Source organism: Nitrospira sp. Kam-Ns4a (genome assembly GCF_965152595.1).
Window position 1 is genome coordinate 545,667 of record NZ_OZ224218.1, and the last position, 19,758, is coordinate 565,424.

Genomic DNA, 19,758 nt, shown 5'->3' on the forward strand with positions numbered 1-19,758 from the left:
CTTTGTGTGATGAACCGCACTGACTTCTGCCGGTCAACGCTGCCCTTCAGAGGCTACAGCGTGTGCGGATGAGATAGACGGCGAATACCACCGGGACCAACCCTGCGATGGCGGTCATGGCAGCCAAGGCGAGACAGGTCTCTCTTGATAAGGAGTTCACCCGCACAAGAAATCCGAGGTCGATCAGGATCACGACCAAGATCGCAAGACAGAGAGCCTTCAGCCAACTACCGGTACTCATGACTCCCCCTCGATGTGGTCAGACAAGTCGGATTTGTTCCTTGACCCCTGCCTTGTATTCCACGTCAATGATCTCGATGTCGCCGCCCGCTGTGATCCGGATCGGGACCGGATCCAGGGGGCGCGGCGCAGGGCCATCAAGCACCTTGCCGCTCGCGTCGTAAATGCTGAGGTGACACGGGCACAGGAAGATCTCCCGGCCGAGCTTGGGAACCTTACGCCATTTGTACCCGCAACCGAGATGCGGACACTTGCCCGAATACGCCACGTACGGAATCTCGCGCTTGTTCGTCCAGATCACCCGCCCAGTATGGTCCTTGAAGTCCATATCCTTGCCCCTGTAGATGCCTTCGAGCACGGCAGGTGATGCTTTGAGGACCCAGACGTTCTTGTCGACCTCTGCCTCCGGCATGAAAGCTTCTTTAACCTTCTTTTTGTACTTGAACTGGACGCCCACGTCCTCGGTTTTGATCCTGCTGACATTCCCGATCTTGATCCACCGATTGTCAAATGGCGCGTACATCGGCTTCATGAGGTAGCGGATGACCGGGTACACGAGTGGGAGCCCCATGAGGACGCCGATCGCGTGGGTGAGGTTGGCGAAGAATGTCCGGCGCTTGACGTCCCGCTCTAGCGCGGGGAGCGGCACGAGCACCTCGCCTGGCTCGACGTGGAGGTGCTCCTCCAGATGGGCGATCTCGACCTCCTTGACCGTGACGTAGTCGTCCCGCTGGAACGGCGGGAACTGCTCCAGTTCGGCCGAGGCCGCCCGGAGCTGCACCGTGTCGTCCGTCACGGTCTGGATCTGGCCAGCCGGCACCTGCCGCTCGAGCGGGCCGAGCCCGTTCCCGCCGACCACGATGTGGCTCACCTCGCGGGACAGCGGATCCACGATGACGCGGGTGACCTCGCCGACCGGCCGGTCGGTGCAGAGGACCCGGGCTTTGAGCTTCGGCTGTTGCACGGCGCTATTTCTTCTTGATCGGCTTCGGCGTGTTCACCGCCGGATTCTTGAGCGTCGCGAGGAACGCGACGAGCGCGTCCACTTCCTGGTCCGTCATCAGCTCCCTGTACTTGTCCGGCATCTTCTTCTTTTCGTATTCCTTCTCGAAGCCCTCCGCCATCCAGCTTTGCGGATCGAGAATCTTCTGTTTGAGCTCGTCAGGCTTCATGAGGTTCCCGATGTTATCCATCTCGGGCCCCCGCTTCTTGCCGCCCTCGCCAAAGAGCTTGTGGCAGTTGTAGCACTCCTGAAGGTTCCACTGCTCCCGGCCGAGCGCCACCAGGTCCCCGGTCGCCGCCGCCGGCATCGCAGCAGGCTTACCCGCGTCGGGGCCCGGCGGGACCGCCGCCACCGCGTCGCCCGCGATCGCTTGGAGGCGCGCCATGAGCGCCTCCGCCTTCTCGGAGAGCGCCTTGGTCCGCGCGATCAGTTCCTCCGCCTTGCCCTGCTCGGTCGCCGCGCGCCGGGCCTTCAGCAGCTTTTCGATCTTCCCCTTCTCGTCCTCGGGATCATACTGAGGCCAGAGCGACGCGCCGCCGATGTACACGGCGCAGAGGACGATGTAGAAGCCGATGATCGCGGTCACCGCCTTGGCCCCGCTGACTGGCTTGATCGCGGGGGCGTCCAACAGGATGAAGATGCCCGCGCCGAGCATCGCGTAGGCGAAGAACATGATCTGGAACACGGGCGGAAATGCCAGCGCCTTGGCCGTCCCGACCAGCACGGTCCCCACGACCACGCCGATCACGACTTTCCTGATGACACTCCTGACGAAACTCGGTTGCTCAGCCATGCGTTCCCCAATCCCGACTGTCCGGCGGCCGCGTCGCTCCCCCGCGCGTCATTTCGCGCCGGCCGGAACCGGTGCGCCCTCCGCCACAACCTTCTTGGCCTCCGCCGCACGCAAGGTCACGAGAATGGCGAAACTCACCACGATATAGAAGACCAGCGTGATCCCGGTGATCCACCAGGCGGAGTAGGCCAGCGTGGGCGTAAAGGACTCGGCGGTAAAGTCCGGCACGAGGTTATACGTGTGGAAGTACTTCCGGACCAGCGACCGGACCGCGCCCATCAGCCCCATCGTCCAGATGGCGCTGAACGCGAGGAAGATCAGGATAAACTGTGAGGCGAAGTCAATCTTGCCCCAGACGATCGTGCCTTGACGGATCGCCCGGTTGTACAGAATATAGTTCACGACCGTCACAAACACGAGCGTGAAGGCCGCGGAGTTCTTGGCCGGCATCAGCGCCAGGAACCCCCAGTCCGACGGCAGCTCCAGATGTTCGGTGGCGAGGGCCTGGGTGGCAACGAAGCCGTGTGGCGTCATCCAGATCGCGTTCCCCACCACTACCATCAGGAAGCCCACCTTGATCACGGTCCGCGAGGAGACCGTGATCCGGCCCAGCGGTGGAATGACTTTCCCCAGGATCGCCGGCGCGAGCGCCAACGGCAGGAGCACCGCCAGGGACATGGGGTCCGGCACGGGGAAGACCGTCCACGTATAGGTCATCACGAACGGGATGGCCAGCATGACGACGACCGTCAGCACGGACATCCGGACCCGCTCCACGCCTTCGATCCGCTTCATGCTGAGCCAGATGTAGTAGTTGCTGGCGAGAAAGATCAGCCCGATCATCGCCCCCTGCATCTCGAAGAACATCGAGAGCTGGTCGGCCATCATGTAGGGGCAGATGGAGGCGTCGTAGTCGCACAGCTCGTACGAGAGGAGATAGCCCATGAAGGGCAACAGGAGCAGCGCGCCAACCCCGATCAGATTGCCGACGAACCCCATCCAGTCGTAGTAGGACCGCTCCTCATCGGTCTTCGAACCCATGTACATGTAGGCGGCGATCAGCCCCGTGATGAAGCCGCCGAAGGTCACGTTCCCTACGAGCCGGTGCAAGTTGAGCGGCATCCAGCTATAGTTGTAAATTTTGTCCCAGAGCGTCGCCTGCTGAATGTATTCAACGAGCGACACCCCCTCGGCCTTGGCAGGCGTGTTCATGAATGCCGTAGGACCGTCAATGACGAAGAGCGTCACGGTCCCGACGATGTTGAGCAGCACCCCGAGCGCGATGTGGCGGGCCTTCCTATCCCCCTTCCAAGCGTCCCAGGTGTAGAAGTAGAGGTAGAGGACGATCGTCTCGCCGATGAACAGCAGGGGATAGACCACCGCGAAGATCAGAAAAAAATGATTGATCAGCCAGGTCGTGAACTGCGGGTAGGCGGCGAGCAGCACGAAGATGAAGAGCCCGCCCGTGAGCGCGGTCATGCTGTACAGGATGACCGTGACCTTCATGACCTCCTTGGCCAACCGGTCGTAACGGGGATCCTGGTTCCGGTACCCCAGCCATTCCGAAATCACGACAAAAATCGGAGCGCCGAGAATAAATGCCGCAAAGAGAATGTGGAGTTGGGCGACGATCCACACGGCCGTCCGATTCCCGGTGTAGGGAAACTCGGCCGCTGGCGGGTTCGGCACCTGCGCGTACGCCTCCGCCCCGAAGACCGCCAGAAGGCCGAGCAGAACCAGGACACTGCGCTGCCACGCTTTCATGATGTCTCGCCGCCCCTCCTCCCCAGTTCCAAGCCGGTTACTTGCCGCCGGCCGCGGGAGCGGCCGGCGCTCCGTCCGCCGGAGCCGCCGGCGCCATGCTGTCTTTGCCATCCCCTCCCGGAGCCGCGCCACCAGCCGCCGGTGCCGCCGCCGACGCGGTCCCGGATGTTCCGATCGGCACCCACTCTTTCTTAACTACGTCAAACTCTTTGCCGCTCAACGCGAAATTTCGCTCGAACGCGACCAGCTTCCAGCGGTCTTCCTCAGAAAGCTTGCTCTTCCAGGGCTTCATCTTGGTGTTGGGCACACCCTCCGAAATCCGCCAGAACCAGACCGAATCCGAGTACAGCTTCATGCGTTCCGCGTTACGGAAGTCGCGGGCTCCGGCCTTCACCGGCTTCCCGTCCTTGCCGTGACAGCTCGCGCAGTTCACGTCGGGGTTCTTCGCACCGATGAAGATCTCGCGCCCCTCTTCCGCGATCTTCGGATCGGCCCACCATCCCGCCGGCATGTGCTTGTCGGCATATTCGGCCGGGGGCGGCGGCGGCGGCACAATCGGCCCCTCTCCACCTTCACCGCAACTCGTCAGCGCCAGCCCCGCTCCGGCCACGCCGACCAGGAAAGCCATCTTAACTGTTGCCTTGAAGCTCATAGCCATTCACCCGCTCCTTTCTCGACGAATCGAGATCCTTCCTCTCACCCAGCAACCGGGACTCTCGGCCCAACAGACACCACAAAAAAGACGCTTCCGCCCAGGTCCTCCCGGCCTTGAGCAAAAGCGCCACCCGCCCAGATCGTCGGCACCTGATTGGCTGGCCGCCGAGTCGGTTCCGTTTCGGGCCGGGATTAGGAGGCGCACTGTCGGACGCCGCTTACGCCCTGGCAGGCGCCTTCCGCGGCGCCTTGCCCTGCTTCCGAACCCGACGCCGATTGCGAACGAATTTCACTCCCGCGAACAGAGCAACAGCTACCGCGCCGATCCCGGCGCCATAGTAGACCCAGCTCGGAGTCCCACGAGCCGACTGTTCGCACCCCGTTCCGAAGTGAACGACGGCCTTGCGCTCGGTATGAACGTCCTTGGGGTCGAATTGCGCGGTGATTCGCTTCTCTTCATCGAGGGCGAAGATGGCAATCGGATCGCCTTGGTTCTCATTATGAAGGTGCAGCCTCGCCGAAAAAAAGCCGTCGCTATCGGTCAGCGCCGAGGCGACGATGTCGGCCCGGGTATCCCGGGCGGTCACCTTCACGCCGGCGCGGGGCTGTCCGTCCGGCCCGCAGACGTAGCCCTCAACCACAAAGCGATGGTCCACCTCGTGGGTCGCCAGCGCAGCGGATGTCCCAAGCAGGCCGGCACCAAGAACCGCGATCGCCATCGGTCCCCAACGGAGGGTCCCACTTGCCTCGTGACGTCCCTGTCCCATGCATCGGGCCTATCACACCGCGCCTCGCGTGCTGCCTCCGCCTGGCGCTCTGCGCATTAAAATCCCGCAAAAAACCAGCCCGGCCGGCTTAGGGCGCACACTTCTAGCATAGACGATAATCTTTGTCAATAATTTCCCTGTAGTTGGAAGGCCGCGCCAGACTTGGGGGAAGCGGGGAGTTGGACAGGGACATCGCTGCATGGAATGGGCCAGACGCCACACAGGGGGAGGGCTGCCAGGCCAGGGCTAGAGGTGCCCGCGCGCCCGCGCCGCCGCCTCGGCCTGCTCGGCCTCCGCACGCCGCTGCGCGTCCTTCTTGGCGACCCAGGCTTCCCAAGACTTGCCGGAAGCCGTATCCTTCCCGGTAAAGGCGATCGCGACGATCTCGGCGTACGCGATGTCCCTGGCGGTGTTGAAGCCCTTGGCGAACACCTGGACGAGCGGGCGCGGTCCCGAGGCTACGCGGTTGAACAGGTAGCCTTCGACGGTCTCCCCCGATACGAGGTACAGGGTCACGTCGCCGCGGTAATCGAAGGCCTGCTCGATCGCTTCGGCAAGCTCCCGGGGATTGGATGGCCGGAACACCCGTCCTTCCAGTGAGGGGACTTCTGGATAATGGGGTTGCAGGTCGGGCACGACGACAAGCTCGGTACGATCGGCGAGTCGGCGGAACGCCCTCAGGCGTTGGGCATCAGCGTCGCCCGCACGGTGCGGGCCAACCCGGACCAAGAGCCGAAGGTGTGCTCGACGGCGGACGCCTCGTACCCGCAGTGCACCATGCAATCGGCGCACCTCTCGTTCCGCCCGGTCCCGTACTGCTCCCAGGGGGTCTCCTCCATCAATTCCTTGAAGGTCCGCGCGTAGCCGTCCTGCAGGAGGTAGCAGGGGCGCTGCCAGCCGAAGATGTTGTACGTCGGGTTCCCCCACGGCGTGCACTGGTAGTCCACCTTGCCCATCAGAAACTCCAGGAACAGCGGCGACTGGTTGAAGCGCCAGCCGCGCTTCCGGTCCTTCAGGATCGCCGCGAACAGCTCGCGGGTCTTCTGACGCTTGAGGAAATTCTTCTGGTCCGGCGCCTTGGAGTAGCTGTAGCCCGGCGAGATCATCATCCCTTCGACGCCCAGGCGCATCATCTCGTCGAAGAACTGGCGGACCCGCTCGGGATTGGCGTCGTTGTACAGCGTCGTGTTCGTGGTCACCCGAAAGCCGCGCGCGAGCGCCGCCTTGATAGCCCGCACCGCAATATCGTAGACGCCGTCACGGCAGACCGCCAGATCATGCTCCTCGCGCAGGCCGTCCATATGGATGCTGAAGGTCAGGTACTTGGACGGCTCGTAGTCATCGAGCTTCCGCTCGAGCAGGATCGCGTTGGTGCAGAGATAAACGTACTTCTTGCGAGCTACGAGCCCGCGGACAATCTCCGGCATCTCCGGATGAATCAGGGGCTCCCCGCCCGGGATGCTCACCATAGGGGCCCCGCATTCCTCGGCAGCGGCCCAACATTGCTCCGGCGTCAGGCGCTTGTCCAGGACATGGTCGGGGTACTGGATCTTCCCGCAGCCCGCACAGGCCAGGTTGCACCGGAACAGCGGCTCCAGCATGAGCACAAGCGGATAGCGCTTGACGCCTTTTGCCCGCTGGGTCAGGACGTACTTGGCAACCGTGTACATCTGGGAAAGCGGGACAGCCACGACAGTACCCTCTCCTCTCGAACAGGCGCGCCGGCCCGGTACCCTACTACACAACCTGGCGCCATTTCAAGTAACGTATGGCGTCGCGAGCGCGCGAGCGGGCAAGCCGCCCCGGACAGAGGCCAGTGGTCCGGCTCGACGCGGTCAGGACTCACGGAGGATCGCATGAAGAGAAAGGTTCGGTTTCTCTACGCGGGCCAGGGCGGGCGGCCCGTGTACGTGCTGGGGTATTTGACGGATGAACACGGTGGCTCGCTGCCGGGCGCGCTGCTGTTCGAGGTCACGGCCGCCGAGCCCGAGCCGCGGCCCAAGCCGGGGCTCTACGCCGCCCAAGACCTGCCGGGCGGCTGGATGACGCTCATGCCACAAGATGACGCCTCCTCGAAGGACGAGGACCGAGCCGTGATCCAGGCCGCGCGGGCGGCCGGCTTTGCCCTGCGCGAGCGGGGATGAGGGAAAACCCGGGCACGGAGGCCGCTCGTGCAGGGTGGCCTGCTGCCGGTGCCGTCCGTAGGTGGACCATGCCGAAGACGTTGACGATTCGAATCGACGACAAGACCTATGCCGCATTTGCCAAGCACGCCAAGGCGCAGAACCGGTCGCTCGCCAATTTCATCGAAACGGCGGTCATGGCGCATATCCGGGAATCCGCCTTCGTGGACGACTCCGAGATGACCGAGATCCTGGCCAACGAGCGGCTGGTCGAACGCCGGCGCCAGGGGTCCAAGGATGCAAAGGGAAAAAGAGGGACCTTGATTGGCCAGATACAGGATCTGTGAGACTTGGAGATGCATCAGGAAGACCGGGCGCAGTTCGGACGGTCAGGGTTGAGCCGGATTGAGGAGAAGCTGCGCGCGCACGCGTATCCGCAACTCCGATTGGCAAGCGGCCAGCCGCGCGAGCGTGGTGTGGAGGCGCCGGGCGGGTTCGAACCGCCGCATCGCAGTTTTGCAGACTGCTCCCTTAACCACTTGGGTACGGCGCCTTGGCGGGCATTATAGCGAGCGGGCCCATCTAAAAACAATGATCAAGGAACCGTGCGCGTGTGCTGTGCAGGGTCGCGGGCCTTCATCGCGAATCGCGGAGGCGAGGGCTACCGGCACTTACCGAGCCGCGGCGGTCCGGCACTCGTTGCCGGACGGCCAGGACTGTTTGAGCCGAATCGTCGCGAAGCGATCAGATGAGGCGAGTTCCGCAGCCGAGCGGCAGCGAGGCTTAGTGCGGTCGAGCCGGAGCGTCTGAGCAGGGAAGGCTCGCGACCTGCGCTATCGCTTGCTCGGCAGGACCGGCAGCTCGCGCCCGAGTGTGGACGAGGGTTGCGCCCCGGGCAGAGGCGGCGGCGTGCCGTTGCCCCCGCGCGACGGGACCGGCTCGGCCTCTTCGCTCGCGCCCTCGGCTGCCTTCTCCTTGGCGAGCACCTCGACTTCCTGGATCAGCGTGTCCATCAGCTCGGCCATCGGCACCTTGCGGACCAGCTTGCCCTTCTTGAACAGAATGCCGACGCCTTCGCCCCCGGCGATCCCGATGTCCGCCTCCTTGCCTTCGCCGATCCCATTGACGACGCAGCCGAGGACCGACACGTTCAGCGGCGCCTTGATGTGGCCGAGCCGCTGTTCCAGCTCGTTGGCCATCTTGACCACGTCAATCTCCACCCGGCCGCAGGTCGGACAGGCGATGACGTTGATCCCGCGATGGCGCAGCTCCAGGGCTTTCAGGATCTCGAATCCGACCCGGACCTCTTCCACCGGATCGGCGGCGAGCGAGACCCGGATCGTGTCGCCGATGCCCTGCGAGAGCAGCCAGCCGATGCCAATGGCCGACTTGACCGCGCCGGTCAGGGCGGTACCAGCCTCGGTGATCCCGAGGTGGAGGGGGTAGTCCGATTGCTGGGAGAAGAGCCAGTAGGCATCCACCGCCATATGGACATCGGACGCCTTGAGGGAGACCTTCATATTGGTGAAGCCGACGTCCTCGAGCGCGTGCACCGCGTTCAGCGCGGACTCGGCGAGCGCCTCCGCGGTCGGATAGCCGTACTTCTCCAGCAGCGGCCGCTCCAGGGACCCGCCGTTCACGCCGATGCGGAGCGGAATCCCGCGGTCGGTGACCGCCTTGATGACCTCGGCCACCTTCCACCAGGCGCCAATATTGCCGGGATTGATCCGGACGCAGTCCACGACCTCCGCCGCCTTGAGCGCGAGCCGATGGTCGAAGTGGATGTCCGCGATCAGCGGGACGGTCATGGCCGCCTTGATCTTCGGGAGCGCCGCCGCGGCCTCGAAGTCCGGGACGGCGACCCGGATCAGCTCGCAGCCCGCCTCCTCGAGCCGGCGGATCTGCTCGATCGTCCCTTGGACGTCCCGTGTGTCGGTCGAGCACATGGACTGGACCGAGATCGGCGCGTCGCCGCCAATCTTGACCTTCCCGACCTTGATCTGCCTGGTCTTGCGCCTGGTGATGTACATATGCACGTCCGTCAGCTTCCCTGGTCGTCTCCGTGGTCGAGCTCTCGTCGGCGCCGCGACTGCGTCCATCCTGCGAGCGCCCGGTCAGCGCCCGCGCTCCAGTCTGGCGCGCCGGCGAGCAGGGCCTTCGCCGCCTCGTAGATGCCCTCGGCGGTCAGCCCGTATTTCTCGCGCAGGAGGTCCTGAGGCCCCTGCTCGATAAACCAGTCCGGCAGGCCCAGCAGTCGGGTCGGCAGCCCGACGACGCCGCGCTCGGACAGGCACTCGAGGACCGCCGAGCCAAACCCGCCCATCTTGGCGCCCTCCTCGACCGTCACGAGGCACCGCACCCGACGCGCGACGCACTCGATCAGGTCGGCGTCCAGCGGCTTGACGAATCGGGCGTTCACAACCGTGCAGGAGATGCCCTCCTGCGCCAGCCGCTCGGCCGCCTTGACCGCCTCCCAGACCGTCACGCCGACGGCCACGATCGCGAGATCCGTGCCCTCGCGTAGCAGCTCGCCCCTCCCGATGGGGAGGGGGAGCGGCTCCGGATCCATAGCGACGCCCAGGCTGGTGCCGCGGGGATAACGCACCGCCGCGGGCCCGTCGTGGGTCAGGCAGGTCTTGACCATGTGCTGGAGTTCGTTCTCGTCCTTCGGCGCCATCACGACCATGTTCGGGACGTGGCGCAGATAGGCGAAATCGAAGGCGCCGTGGTGCGTGGTCCCGTCTTCCGCCACCAATCCGCCGCGGTCAATGCAGAACGTGACGGGCAGGTTCTGCGTGGCCACGTCGTGGACGACCTGGTCGTAGGCCCGCTGGAGGAAGGTCGAGTAGATCGCGACGACAGGCCGCAGGCCTCGCGCAGCCAGCCCGGCTGCGAAGGTCACCGCGTGCTGCTCCGCGATCCCCACGTCGTAGAGCCGATCGGGAAACTCCTTCTCGAACGCGGTGAGCCCGGTCCCTTCGGACATGGCCGCCGTGATCGCCACGATGCGCCGGTCCTGCCGAGCCAGCGTGATCAGAGCCTGGACCGCTAGCGCGGTGTAGGACGGCCGCGGCGGCTTCTTCGCCGGCTCGCCCGTTTCGCGCACGAAGGCCGGGCAGGCGTGGAACCACACCGGGTTCTTCATCGCTGGCTCGTAGCCCAGCCCCTTCTTCGTGATGACGTGCAGCAGCGTCGGGCCCTTGAGTTTGAGGACGTTCTCCAGCGTCGGAAGCAGATGATCGAAACGGTGCCCGTCAATGGGCCCCACGTACCGGAAGCCCAGCTCCTCGAACAGCACCCCCGGCAGGATCAGGCCCTTGGCCAACTCCTGGGCTCGGCGAGCGATCTTTTCGACTTCCCTGCCGATATGGGGGATCGCGCGCAGGAACTGGCCCGTCTCCTCTTTGACCCGCGTGTAGAACTCGCCGGTGAAGGTCCGGTTCAGGTAGGCCGAGATCGCGCCCACGTTTCTCGAGATGGACATCTGGTTGTCGTTCAGGATCACCAGGAAGTCCTTGCCGAGCCCGCCGGCGTGGTGCAGCCCCTCCAGCGTCATCCCAGCGGTCATGGCTCCGTCGCCCACCACGCAGACCACCTTGTGGGTCTGGCCAAGCTGCTCCCGCGCCTCGACCATGCCGATCGCTGCCGACACGCCGGTGCCGGCGTGGCCCGCATTGAAGGTGTCGTAGACGCTCTCTTCCCGCTTGCAGAACCCGCTCAACCCGCCGTATTGCCGGAGGGTGTGGAACCGCTCGCGCCGGCCCGTCAGCAGCTTGTGCGTATAGGCCTGGTTGCTCGTGTCCCAGACGATCAGGTCGTTCGGGGTATCCAGTAGGTAGTGCAAGGCGACGGTGAGCTCCACGACGCCCAGGTTCGACGCCAGGTGGCCGCCGACACTGGAAACGACGGAGACGATCTGCTCCCGGACCTCCTGGCAGAGCTCGGGCAACGCCTCCGGCGACAAGCGCTTCAGGTCCAGCGGGCTGTGAATCTGCTTCAGTAACGACATACGCGACGCCCTCGTATGGATTTTGCCTGTGATTGTCTGCGCGGGGACCGCCCGCCGCGGTGGATCTCACCGCGGGACGAGGCGATCGGGTGCATCGGCTCCGCCAGTCTCCCACATCGTCCCCCGCTAGTCAAGCGTTTCACCCTAGGCCGCCTCTTCAGGGTTAGGGGCCAAATCGATAGGTTACCACGGTGGCCAGCGTGAAGTCCGCCGCACTGCCCGTGATCAGGTCCACGTTCTCCACGCCGTACACCTGCCAGATCACGTTGGGCCGCAGCCGATAACTGAAGCCCGCCGTGATCTCGGTGACGCCACGGTCCAGCACCGGCGTGCCGGTGTCCCGGTAGAAGCTCGAGTAGTAATCGAACTGAGCCGTGAGCGAGAGGGCTGGCGACCAGAGATACTCGATTGCGGTGATCGAGGACAGGCCCGGCTGGAGCGCCAGCCCAGCGATGGTGCCCGTGGGGACGATACCGTTGAGGTTCTGATAGACGATCCACCTGGCGCCCAGCTTTTTCTCCAGCGCGACCCCGACCCCGACGTCCGGATGCCCGCTGCCGAAGAACCGGCCGGCGGCCCCCGACGGCACCTTGAGCGCGCCCCGGAGCGAGATCGCCGGGCGCCGCTCACTCTCCGTGACGATCTGATATTTCGTGCTGAGCGTGATGTCGCCGAGCCCGAGGGCGCCCTCCGCGCCGCTGAACAGCGGCCGGCCATCCTTGGTCACGTTGAAGGCATAGGGAGTGTTCTGCAGGCGCTTCCGCGCGGGGTTGACCCCACTCGTGATCCCTTCGACAGCGCGGATCGCGCCGTCGCCGAACCCCCGCCAGCGATACAGGGCCGGCACCTCGAGGCCGACCTCCATGCGGTCGGTCAGGCCGTAGCGGAGGAAGAGCCCGGACCGGAGCTGCTCGAACTTCACTACCGTGTTGACCGGCGGGGTGTTCGAGTCGAAGATGCTCGCGGTCTCGGCCAGCTCGACGCGAATGTCCAGGGTGCCTTGCTTGACCACGGCGGCCCGGTCGCCGGGCATGCCGAGCACGAGGAGCTGGAACGGCTGGAAATTCCGGACCGAGAACGGCCCGAAGCCCTCCGCCCGCACCTGCGGGTCGGCCCCCGCCAGGATCGCCCAGAGGACCGCCCCGCCCACCGCAAGCCGAAGAACAGCCCGGACCACCGCGCCCTCGTCTAATCCGCCGTCCGTTCAGTCAGAAGGGGAAGTCCAGCCCCGCAAACACCGCGCCGCCTTCCTTGCTGTACCCGTAGTCCACCCGTCCCACCACGTTGGGACGCACCAGCGCGCGGAACCCGACGCCCGGAGTGATCTGCGCCCCGCTCAGCGTCAGCGCGTCGAACTTGCTGAAGACCTTCCCGATGTCCACGAAGGGCGCCACCTCGAAATCCGCCACCACGTTCAGGATGCGCGTGCGCAGCACGTGCAGCCGATCCTCGACATTGACGACGATCAGGTGCTTGTCGATGAAGCGGTCCACCCCGTAGCCGCGCAGGTTGTTTTGTCCGCCCAACGAGCTTTGCTCGTAGAAGGGCACCTGGGTGCCGAAGGTGGCCTGGACGTTGCCCCGAACCACGAGGATCATGCGCTTCGATTGGCTGGGCAGCAGCTTGGTGGCCTCCAGGCTGTAACGCGCGTAGAAAGGGTTTTCGCTGTTCTTGAAGTTCTGGTTGACCTCCGCATAGACGGTCACCTGCGTGCCGTCCGTGGGGGACACCAGGTTGTCTCGGGTGTCGTAGTGGAACGTGGCCCGGTGGCCCAGGATCGTCGCCCCCTGCATCCCCGGCACGGTGGGAAACTGCGTGGCGCTGAACGGGAAGGAGGTCACGACCCCGGGCTGGATCTCCATGTCGCGGAACCGCTCGCCGATCGCGACCTGCGTCACCTCGTTCAGGTGCACGCCGAACTTCCACTGCGCGCGGATTTCCCGCGCCGTGTAGTTCGTCTGGTTGGCCTCCACCGTGTTGGACCCGATCCCGAAGAACCGGGAGGTGGCGTTCTTGAAGAAGGAGCCCCCGAAGCTGAGCGCGTACCGGCCGTGGCTGAAGGCCGGGTCGGTATAGGTCAGCACCAGCTTCCGCTCGATCCGCTCGGAAAACGACCCGATGAACCGCAACTCGCGCCCGCCCGTATCGTACCGGAAGACATTCAGGGTCCCCCGCGCCCCGACGAACGAGTTTACGATGAACATCGGGGTGATGATGTACTTCAGCTCGCCGTCGGGCTCAGTCACCAGGAACGGGACGATGAACCCGGCGTCGTTGCCGTCGTTCTTGCTCGTGGAGACAGAGGGGATCAGGAAGTAGGAGGTCTCGGCCGACGCCAGGGCGCTCGCGAACAGCACGGCCGCCGCCCCCAGAACCAGCCAGAGCGGAGCGAGGCGTCGGGGGGGACCTGGCATAACCCGATCGGGTCCTAGGAGGCCGACTTCTTGCCCTCGGGCTTCGGCTCTTTGGGTTTTTCCTCGGCCTTCTTCCGGATGGTCTCCAGCAGCTCCGCGTAGGACGAGTCCTTGAGAATCTTTGCGAACTGGCCGCGGTAGTTGTTGACCAAGCTGACGCCGTCAATGACCACGTCGTACACCCGCCAGGCGCCCCCCTTGTGGAGCATGCGATAGTCCAACGGAATCTCGGCCTTCCCGGAGACGACCTTGGTCCGCACCTCCGCGTAGTCGTCTTTCGTCCGCTCGCTCAGGTACTCCACCTGCTCGCCCGAGTACCCTTCGATCTTCCCGGCGTAGGAGTTCGTGAGCAGGCGCTTGAACAGGTCCACGAACTCCTGCCGCTCCTTGTCCGTGAGCTTGTTCCACTGCGCCCCCAGGGTCCGCTTCGCCATCTCCTCGTAGCTGAACCGGTCGTTGATCACCTGCTCGAGCCGTTGGCGCCGCTCCTTCGCTCGCTCCGGCTTCTTGAGCTCCTCGTCCTGGAGGATCCGGATCACCTCGTTGATCGCGGTCTGCACCGCCTCCATGGCGGTCCCGGCCACCGCCGAGTCGAGGGCGGCAGCCGACAGACCCGCCGCCGCCACCACCAGACTCAGCACCGTCGCCAGGCGCCCGCCGCCCCGCCTCCTTGTCTCAGCCCATCCCACCATCTGGCCATCCTTTCATGCATCTCATTCCGCGCCTGGACGCTACTTGGACTTCCCGACATCCCCATGAATGAATTGACTGATCAGTTCCTCCAGGTCGAGCCCCGCCTCGGTATCCCGGATCGTGTCCCCGTCCTTCAGCAGGTCGCCGCCGCCGCCCGGCGACAGGGAGACGTACTTCTCGCCGATGATTCCGCGGGTCTTGATCGTTGCGAACGTGTCGCTATGGACCTTGACCCCTTCCTTGATCGCGAGTGCCACCAGGGCCCGCTCGTCTCTCAGCGTGATCCCCTGCACCCGCCCGATCTCCACGCCGGCCATCTCGACCGTCGCACCGGGTTTGAGCCCCGACGCCGACGTGAACTCGGCCTCCAATCGGTAGTAGTGCCCCCCGACCAACTCCAGCTTGCCGAGCTTGATCGAGAGGTAGCCGAGGCACGCGAGCCCCACCAGGACGAACAGGCCGACGACCAGCTCCAGCTTCGCTCGCTCCATGTCACCGCTCCGCCTGTGTGGGGGCCAGCGCCACGGTCCCGCCCACCGAGATAAACTCCCGGACCGCCGGGTCCGTCGTCCGCTGGAATTCGGCCGACGGCGCCATCGCGACGATCTTCCCCTCTTTCAGCATCGCAACCCAATCCGAGATCACGAAGATCTCCGGGATCTCGTGGCTCACCATGACGGCCGTGAAACCCAGCGCCCGATGGGTCGCGACGATCAGATCGTGGATCGTCTTGGCCATCAACGGATCGAGCCCGGTCGTCGGCTCGTCGAAAAGAATGATCTCCGGCTCCATGACCAGCGCCCGGGCCAGCCCCGTCCGCTTCTTCATCCCGCCGCTCAGCTCGGCCGGGTACTTGTGTCCCATGCCGGCCAGCCCGACCTGCTCCAGTTTCTCTTCCACCCGCCGGGTCACCTCCGTGTCAGGCAGGCGCAGCTTCTCGCGAAGCGGGAAAGCCACGTTCTCGAAGACCGTCAGCGAGTCGAACAGCGCCGCCCCCTGAAACAGCATCGCGAAGCGCCGTCGCACGTCGTTGAGCGCCCGCCCCTTGAGGCGCGAGATCTCCACGCCATCCACCCAGACCTGGCCGCGGTCGGGCTGCAGCAGGCCGATCATGTGCTTGAGCAGGACGCTCTTCCCCTCGCCGCTCCGGCCGATGATCGTGGTGATCTTCCCGACCGGGACCTCGAGATCCACCCCGCGGAGCACGGGCTGGCCGCCCAACGCCTTCTCGACGCCGATGAGCTTGATCATAATGAAAAGCCACCAGCCAACAGCGAGCAGTTCCGAGCTCTTGGCTGTTGGCTGTTCGCTAGAGCAAGACCGACGTCAAAAAATAATCCCAGACCAGGATCAGGACCGACGACAGCACGACCGCCTCGGTCGTTGCCTGGCCCAGCCCCTCGGCGCTGAGCTGGGTGTAGTAGCCCTTGTAGCAGCAGACCCAGCTCACGATCACCCCGAAGCTGAGGGACTTCAGGATCCCGCCGTACACGTCCTTCCACTCGACGGCAGACTCGAGCGACGACCAATAGGACCCCGGATTGCCGCCGAGCAGCTCCACGCCGACCAGGTACCCCCCGTAGATCCCGACCACGTCGAAGATAGCCACGAGCAGCGGGACACCGAGCAGGCTGGCGATCACCTTGGGCGCGATCAGGTACTGGAGCGGGTTGATCGCCATCGTGTCGAGGGCGTCAATTTGCTCCGTGATCCGCATGATCCCGACCTCGGCGGTCATTGCCGACCCGGCACGCGCCGTCACCATCAGCGCGGCAAACACCGGCCCCAGCTCCCGGATCATGCTCAGGCCGACCGCCGAGCCCAGGACCGCCTCCGACCCGAACTTCCGCAGGGTGTAGTAGAGCTGGAGCCCGAGCACCATGCCGGTGAAGGCCGCGGTCAGCACGACGACGAACGCCGACTTGTAGCCGATGACGTGCAGTTGCTTGACGATCTGGAAGGGTCGGAACGGCGGGCGGAGGAACCAGCCCAGCGTGGCCAGGAGAAACAGGAGCATGCGCCCCATCTCCTGGACCACGAACAGCGCGACCTGTCCCGTCCGCTGCACCACCGTGATCAGCATCTACGACAGCCCATCCAGAAACGCGCTCCAGAACGCGCTCATTCGCTCGGCGGCCCGGCCGGACTGCCGGCGGAGGCGGTGCAGGCCAGCCAGCCTGGCCGGATTCGCCAGCACCGCCCACGCCCCCTGCACCCAGCCGCGGCGCGCGAGAAACAGGTTGAAGTCGAGCGGCAGGTCCTCGTCCAGGAGGTCCGACACGGCCCGGACTACCAGGAACGGCACTCGCCGCTCCGCCGCCGCCGCGCCGATCTCGGCGCTCTCCATGTCCAGGCCGACGCTGCCGGCTCCCTCCGCCATGGCGTGCTTCTCGGCCGCACGCCAGAGAACCGCGGGCACTGTCGCGACGCGGCCGGTGTGGGCCGGGAGGCCCGCCACCTCGGCGGTCCGCACCGCTCGGGCGACCGCCTCCGTCGAACAGGGGACGATCAGGTCCGGGCCCGGCGAGGGCGTCGCCGCGCGATACCGCGCAGCCTCCGTGCCGATGAGCAAGTCGCCGATGCGGGAAGGGACCAGCGCGCAGGCGAAGCCGGTTGAGACGGCGAGGTCCAACGGCACGAGCGCCAGCACCGTTCGACACACCGTGCCGGCCTTCTCCGGTCCCACTCCGGTCTGGACGAGGACCACCCGGCAGGAGCCGTGACGCCCGGCCCGTGTCCGCGTCCCTGGCACGCGCGGCCCGTCCTCCTCGCCCCGGAAGACCCGCCGGACCGCGTCGAACTCCCAGCGCGTCGCGGAGAACACGCCGATCCGCATCACCGGTCCCGCCGCCTCGACAGCCTCGGGCGCGGCGGCCCTCCGTGCTCCATCGGTTCTGGCACAGACACCTCGCGGGAGGCCGCCGGGCGTCTGCGGAGCGAGGCGGGCGCTCGTCAGGATTCTAGGCGGAATCGCCCCGTCTGGGCCGCAGACCGGCGCAGCTCATCGGCCCGTGTCTGCCCCCGCGTCCGCATGCTCCGGTACATGGCAAGCGCCCACAAGGGGAAGTACTGGCAGTACCAGTGGTAGCGCAGGTAGAACACGCGCGGGAACCCGGTGCCTGTGTGCCGGGGCTCCTCCCAGGCTCCGTCTTCCCGCTGCTGCCGCAGGAGGTAGTTGATCCCGCGGACCACGCTGATCGAGTCCGCCATTCCCGCCGAGAGCAGGGCCAGCAACGCCCAGGCTGTCTGGGAGGGCGTGCTCTCCCCTTCGCCGGCCGTGGACGGGTCGGCGTAAGAGTGACAGGACTCGCCCCACCCGCCGTCCGGGTTCTGCTTGGACTCCAGCCAGGCCACCGCGCGGCGCACCCAGGGGGCCGTCATGTCCTCGCCGATGGCCCGGAGCCCGGCGAGCACCGACCAAGTGCCGTAGATGTAATTGACCCCCCAGCGGCCGTACCAGGACCCGTCCGCTTCTTGCTCGCGGCGGAGGAACTCCAGGGCCGGCGCCACGGCCGGATGGCTGCGGTCGTAGCCGAGCGTGCCGAGCAGCTCCAGGCAGCGACCGGTCAGGTCAGCCGTGCTCGGATCGAGCAGTGCGCGATGATCGGCGAAGGGGATCAGGTTGAAGATGATCCGGTTGTTGTCCCTGTCGTACGCGCCCCAGCCGCCGTCTGAGCCCTGCATAGCCAGGACCCAGCGGACGCCCCGCGCGACGGCGTCCCGGTGCACGGCCGGATCAGACATCCGCACCTTCGCCAGCGCCATCAGCACCACCGCCGAATCGTCCACATCCGGATAGAACTCGTTCTCGAACTGAAAGTACCAGCCACCGGGCTCGGCCTGCGGCGCGGACACCTTCCAGTCCCCGACGGTCGTCGTCTGCTTGCGCAGCAGCCAGCCGGCCGCCTTGAGGAGTGCCGGGTGGTCCTGGGGCAGCCCGGACTCCACCAGCGCGTTGATGAGGAGCGAGGTGTCCCAAACGGGGGAGAAGCAGGGCTGCAGGTGCAGCCCCTCGACCCGCTCGCCGTCCACCGTGACCGTGTCGTAGACCTCTAGGGCCTCGATTTCCCGCAGCGCCTTCACGACCTGGGGATGGTCCACGGCGTAGCCCAGGCAGCGGAGCGCGATCACGGAATTCGCCATGGCCGGATAGATCGCGCCCAGCCCGCCCTCACCGCGGAGCCGTTCGAGCATCCAGGCCGCGGCCTTGGCCACGGCCCGCTCGCGGAGCGATCGGACCGGCATGCGGTCGTACAGCTTTAGGACACCGTCCAAGGTGATGAAGAAGTTCCGCCAGGTGAACCCCGCCCGCCAGATGGGTACCCGGTCCTTGCGAAGCGGCGGCACCTCATGGTACTTCACCTGGTCCCGCGGCGTGACGTACAGCTCGTCAATCCCCTGTTCCTTCGGGATGCGACAGACCGGCCGGTGCGCGAAGACGATCAGCAGCGGGATCAGCACGGCCCGGGACCAGTAGGAGATCGCGTAGATGCTGAAGTAGAAGCGCTTCGGCAGAAGCATGATCTCCGGCGGCATGCTCGGGATCCCACGCCAGTCGTACTGGTCGAAGAGGGCTAAGGCGATCTTGGTGAAGACGTTCGCCATCACGACCCCCCCCATCGCGCGGATCCGCTCTCTCGCCTTGACCATAAAGGGCTCGTCCGGGGAGACCCCCGCCAGCTTCAGGGCGAAATAGGCCTTCACGGAGGCGCTGATCTCGGCCGGCCCGCCCGCGTAGATGGGCCAGCCTCCGTCGGGAAGCTGCGCCGACTTGAGGTAGCGCACGGCCTTGCGCTCGCGCTCTGGATCCACGAGACCGACGAAGCGCCGCAGCATCAGGTATTCGGAGGTCAACGTCGAGTCCGCTTCCAGTTCGGCGACCCAGAAGCCCTCTTGATCCTGCCGGCTGAGGAGCCAGGCCTGGCTCCGGCGCATGGCTTCGTCAATCGCGTCGAGCTGACCGGACGACGGGCTCGTCGCACGGCGGGCGGCGGCCTCGGACTGGACACCCGGATGCGGGTTGTGCGCGACCAGCCGCAATGGCGGCGCCGGGCGGCCGCGCCCCCGGCCCTTCAAACGCGCCGGGACGGCCCCGAACAAACTATCGGACAGACGGGTCAGCAACCCCTTCAGGAGCTTCATACTGGCCTTGGCGTCACGTGACAGTGGGAGAGAAAGCCGGAGGAAGAAGGGACGCCTCCCAACGCGCGGATGGGCCCCTGCAGCCAACCAGGGAAAACTTCATAGGGCCCTTATAACAAAAGGAGTTGGGGGTGTCAAGCCGATGCGGCGCGACCA

At 65.6% G+C, this 19,758-nt stretch carries 20 protein-coding genes and 1 tRNA gene; 2 read left to right on the forward strand and 19 right to left on the reverse strand.

Features of this window, described 5'->3' with window-relative positions:
• Positions 1-46: 46 nt before the first annotated feature.
• From ACWHYQ_RS02755 to hpnH, 8 genes are all read right to left on the reverse strand, one after another.
• Complete coding sequence (locus tag ACWHYQ_RS02755; RefSeq protein WP_447974226.1) at positions 47-241, reverse strand: hypothetical protein; 195 nt, start codon at positions 239-241, stop codon at positions 47-49.
• 18 nt (positions 242-259) lie between these two features.
• Positions 260-1,204 (reverse strand): QcrA and Rieske domain-containing protein, encoded by a 945-nt coding sequence (locus tag ACWHYQ_RS02760; protein WP_447974227.1) that lies wholly within the window; start codon positions 1,202-1,204, stop codon positions 260-262.
• A 4-nt stretch (positions 1,205-1,208) separates the two neighbouring features.
• Positions 1,209-2,036, reverse strand: a complete 828-nt coding sequence (locus ACWHYQ_RS02765) for a c-type cytochrome (protein WP_447974228.1) — start codon at positions 2,034-2,036, stop codon at positions 1,209-1,211.
• A gap of 48 nt (positions 2,037-2,084) precedes the next feature.
• Positions 2,085-3,800, reverse strand: a complete 1,716-nt coding sequence (locus ACWHYQ_RS02770) for a cytochrome ubiquinol oxidase subunit I (protein ID WP_447974229.1) — start codon at positions 3,798-3,800, stop codon at positions 2,085-2,087.
• Between the two features lie 37 nt (positions 3,801-3,837).
• Positions 3,838-4,428 (reverse strand): c-type cytochrome, encoded by a 591-nt coding sequence (locus ACWHYQ_RS02775; protein ID WP_447974230.1) that lies wholly within the window; start codon positions 4,426-4,428, stop codon positions 3,838-3,840.
• 244 nt (positions 4,429-4,672) lie between these two features.
• Positions 4,673-5,173, reverse strand: coding sequence for a carboxypeptidase-like regulatory domain-containing protein (locus ACWHYQ_RS02780; protein WP_447974231.1), 501 nt, complete (start codon positions 5,171-5,173; stop codon positions 4,673-4,675).
• A 294-nt stretch (positions 5,174-5,467) separates the two neighbouring features.
• Entirely contained in the window at positions 5,468-5,857 is a 390-nt protein-coding gene (locus tag ACWHYQ_RS02785) for a hypothetical protein (RefSeq protein WP_447974232.1), read from the reverse strand.
• A gap of 41 nt (positions 5,858-5,898) precedes the next feature.
• Positions 5,899-6,912 (reverse strand): adenosyl-hopene transferase HpnH, encoded by a 1,014-nt coding sequence (gene hpnH / locus ACWHYQ_RS02790; RefSeq protein ID WP_447974233.1) that lies wholly within the window; start codon positions 6,910-6,912, stop codon positions 5,899-5,901.
• Between the two features lie 165 nt (positions 6,913-7,077).
• On the opposite strand from hpnH, the gene ACWHYQ_RS02795 reads away from it, so the two are divergent.
• On the forward strand, positions 7,078-7,365 hold the full coding sequence (locus tag ACWHYQ_RS02795; RefSeq protein WP_447974234.1) for a hypothetical protein: 288 nt from the start codon (positions 7,078-7,080) through the stop codon (positions 7,363-7,365).
• A 68-nt stretch (positions 7,366-7,433) separates the two neighbouring features.
• Positions 7,434-7,691 (forward strand): ribbon-helix-helix protein, CopG family, encoded by a 258-nt coding sequence (locus ACWHYQ_RS02800; RefSeq protein WP_447974235.1) that lies wholly within the window; start codon positions 7,434-7,436, stop codon positions 7,689-7,691.
• Between the two features lie 130 nt (positions 7,692-7,821).
• On the opposite strand, the gene ACWHYQ_RS02805 is transcribed toward ACWHYQ_RS02800, so the two are convergent.
• From ACWHYQ_RS02805 to shc, 11 genes are all read right to left on the reverse strand, one after another.
• A tRNA-Cys gene (locus ACWHYQ_RS02805) sits at positions 7,822-7,897 on the reverse strand.
• 280 nt (positions 7,898-8,177) lie between these two features.
• A complete protein-coding gene (gene ispG, locus ACWHYQ_RS02810) occupies positions 8,178-9,374 on the reverse strand; it encodes a flavodoxin-dependent (E)-4-hydroxy-3-methylbut-2-enyl-diphosphate synthase (protein ID WP_447974236.1) in 1,197 nt (398 codons plus the stop codon).
• 11 nt (positions 9,375-9,385) lie between these two features.
• Entirely contained in the window at positions 9,386-11,353 is a 1,968-nt protein-coding gene (dxs, locus tag ACWHYQ_RS02815) for a 1-deoxy-D-xylulose-5-phosphate synthase (RefSeq protein WP_447974237.1), read from the reverse strand.
• A gap of 163 nt (positions 11,354-11,516) precedes the next feature.
• Positions 11,517-12,530, reverse strand: coding sequence for a DUF3187 family protein (locus ACWHYQ_RS02820; RefSeq protein WP_447974238.1), 1,014 nt, complete (start codon positions 12,528-12,530; stop codon positions 11,517-11,519).
• Between the two features lie 31 nt (positions 12,531-12,561).
• A complete protein-coding gene (locus tag ACWHYQ_RS02825) occupies positions 12,562-13,767 on the reverse strand; it encodes a BamA/TamA family outer membrane protein (protein WP_447974239.1) in 1,206 nt (401 codons plus the stop codon).
• 14 nt (positions 13,768-13,781) lie between these two features.
• A complete protein-coding gene (locus tag ACWHYQ_RS02830; protein WP_447974240.1) occupies positions 13,782-14,459 on the reverse strand; it encodes a Tgt2/MlaC family protein in 678 nt (225 codons plus the stop codon).
• 39 nt (positions 14,460-14,498) lie between these two features.
• On the reverse strand, positions 14,499-14,951 hold the full coding sequence (mlaD, locus tag ACWHYQ_RS02835) for an outer membrane lipid asymmetry maintenance protein MlaD (protein WP_447974241.1): 453 nt from the start codon (positions 14,949-14,951) through the stop codon (positions 14,499-14,501).
• Between the two features lies 1 nt (position 14,952).
• A complete protein-coding gene (locus ACWHYQ_RS02840; protein WP_447974242.1) occupies positions 14,953-15,711 on the reverse strand; it encodes an ABC transporter ATP-binding protein in 759 nt (252 codons plus the stop codon).
• A gap of 58 nt (positions 15,712-15,769) precedes the next feature.
• Positions 15,770-16,543 carry an MlaE family ABC transporter permease gene (locus ACWHYQ_RS02845; RefSeq protein WP_447974243.1) on the reverse strand — a complete coding sequence of 258 codons (774 nt, stop codon included), beginning with the start codon at positions 16,541-16,543 and terminating at the stop codon, positions 15,770-15,772.
• On the reverse strand, positions 16,544-17,296 hold the full coding sequence (locus ACWHYQ_RS02850; RefSeq protein WP_447975511.1) for a 5'-methylthioadenosine/S-adenosylhomocysteine nucleosidase family protein: 753 nt from the start codon (positions 17,294-17,296) through the stop codon (positions 16,544-16,546).
• A 116-nt stretch (positions 17,297-17,412) separates the two neighbouring features.
• Positions 17,413-19,602 (reverse strand): squalene--hopene cyclase, encoded by a 2,190-nt coding sequence (gene shc / locus ACWHYQ_RS02855; protein ID WP_447974244.1) that lies wholly within the window; start codon positions 19,600-19,602, stop codon positions 17,413-17,415.
• Positions 19,603-19,758: the final 156 nt, after the last annotated feature.

Coding starts and splice junctions, on each gene's coding strand:
- ACWHYQ_RS02840 (WP_447974242.1), bottom strand. CDS start 15,711: ATGATCAAGCTCATCGGCGTCGAGAAGGCGTTGGGCGGCCAGCCCGTG.
- ACWHYQ_RS02780 (WP_447974231.1), bottom strand. CDS start 5,173: ATGGCGATCGCGGTTCTTGGTGCCGGCCTGCTTGGGACATCCGCTGCG.
- ispG (WP_447974236.1), bottom strand. CDS start 9,374: ATGTACATCACCAGGCGCAAGACCAGGCAGATCAAGGTCGGGAAGGTC.
- ACWHYQ_RS02755 (WP_447974226.1), bottom strand. CDS start 241: ATGAGTACCGGTAGTTGGCTGAAGGCTCTCTGTCTTGCGATCTTGGTC.
- ACWHYQ_RS02765 (WP_447974228.1), bottom strand. CDS start 2,036: ATGGCTGAGCAACCGAGTTTCGTCAGGAGTGTCATCAGGAAAGTCGTG.
- shc (WP_447974244.1), bottom strand. CDS start 19,602: ATGAAGCTCCTGAAGGGGTTGCTGACCCGTCTGTCCGATAGTTTGTTC.
- ACWHYQ_RS02795 (WP_447974234.1), top strand. CDS start 7,078: ATGAAGAGAAAGGTTCGGTTTCTCTACGCGGGCCAGGGCGGGCGGCCC.
- mlaD (WP_447974241.1), bottom strand. CDS start 14,951: ATGGAGCGAGCGAAGCTGGAGCTGGTCGTCGGCCTGTTCGTCCTGGTG.
- ACWHYQ_RS02770 (WP_447974229.1), bottom strand. CDS start 3,800: ATGAAAGCGTGGCAGCGCAGTGTCCTGGTTCTGCTCGGCCTTCTGGCG.
- ACWHYQ_RS02830 (WP_447974240.1), bottom strand. CDS start 14,459: ATGGTGGGATGGGCTGAGACAAGGAGGCGGGGCGGCGGGCGCCTGGCG.
- ACWHYQ_RS02845 (WP_447974243.1), bottom strand. CDS start 16,543: ATGCTGATCACGGTGGTGCAGCGGACGGGACAGGTCGCGCTGTTCGTG.
- dxs (WP_447974237.1), bottom strand. CDS start 11,353: ATGTCGTTACTGAAGCAGATTCACAGCCCGCTGGACCTGAAGCGCTTG.
- ACWHYQ_RS02850 (WP_447975511.1), bottom strand. CDS start 17,296: ATGCGGATCGGCGTGTTCTCCGCGACGCGCTGGGAGTTCGACGCGGTC.
- ACWHYQ_RS02775 (WP_447974230.1), bottom strand. CDS start 4,428: ATGGCTTTCCTGGTCGGCGTGGCCGGAGCGGGGCTGGCGCTGACGAGT.
- ACWHYQ_RS02825 (WP_447974239.1), bottom strand. CDS start 13,767: ATGCCAGGTCCCCCCCGACGCCTCGCTCCGCTCTGGCTGGTTCTGGGG.
- ACWHYQ_RS02800 (WP_447974235.1), top strand. CDS start 7,434: ATGCCGAAGACGTTGACGATTCGAATCGACGACAAGACCTATGCCGCA.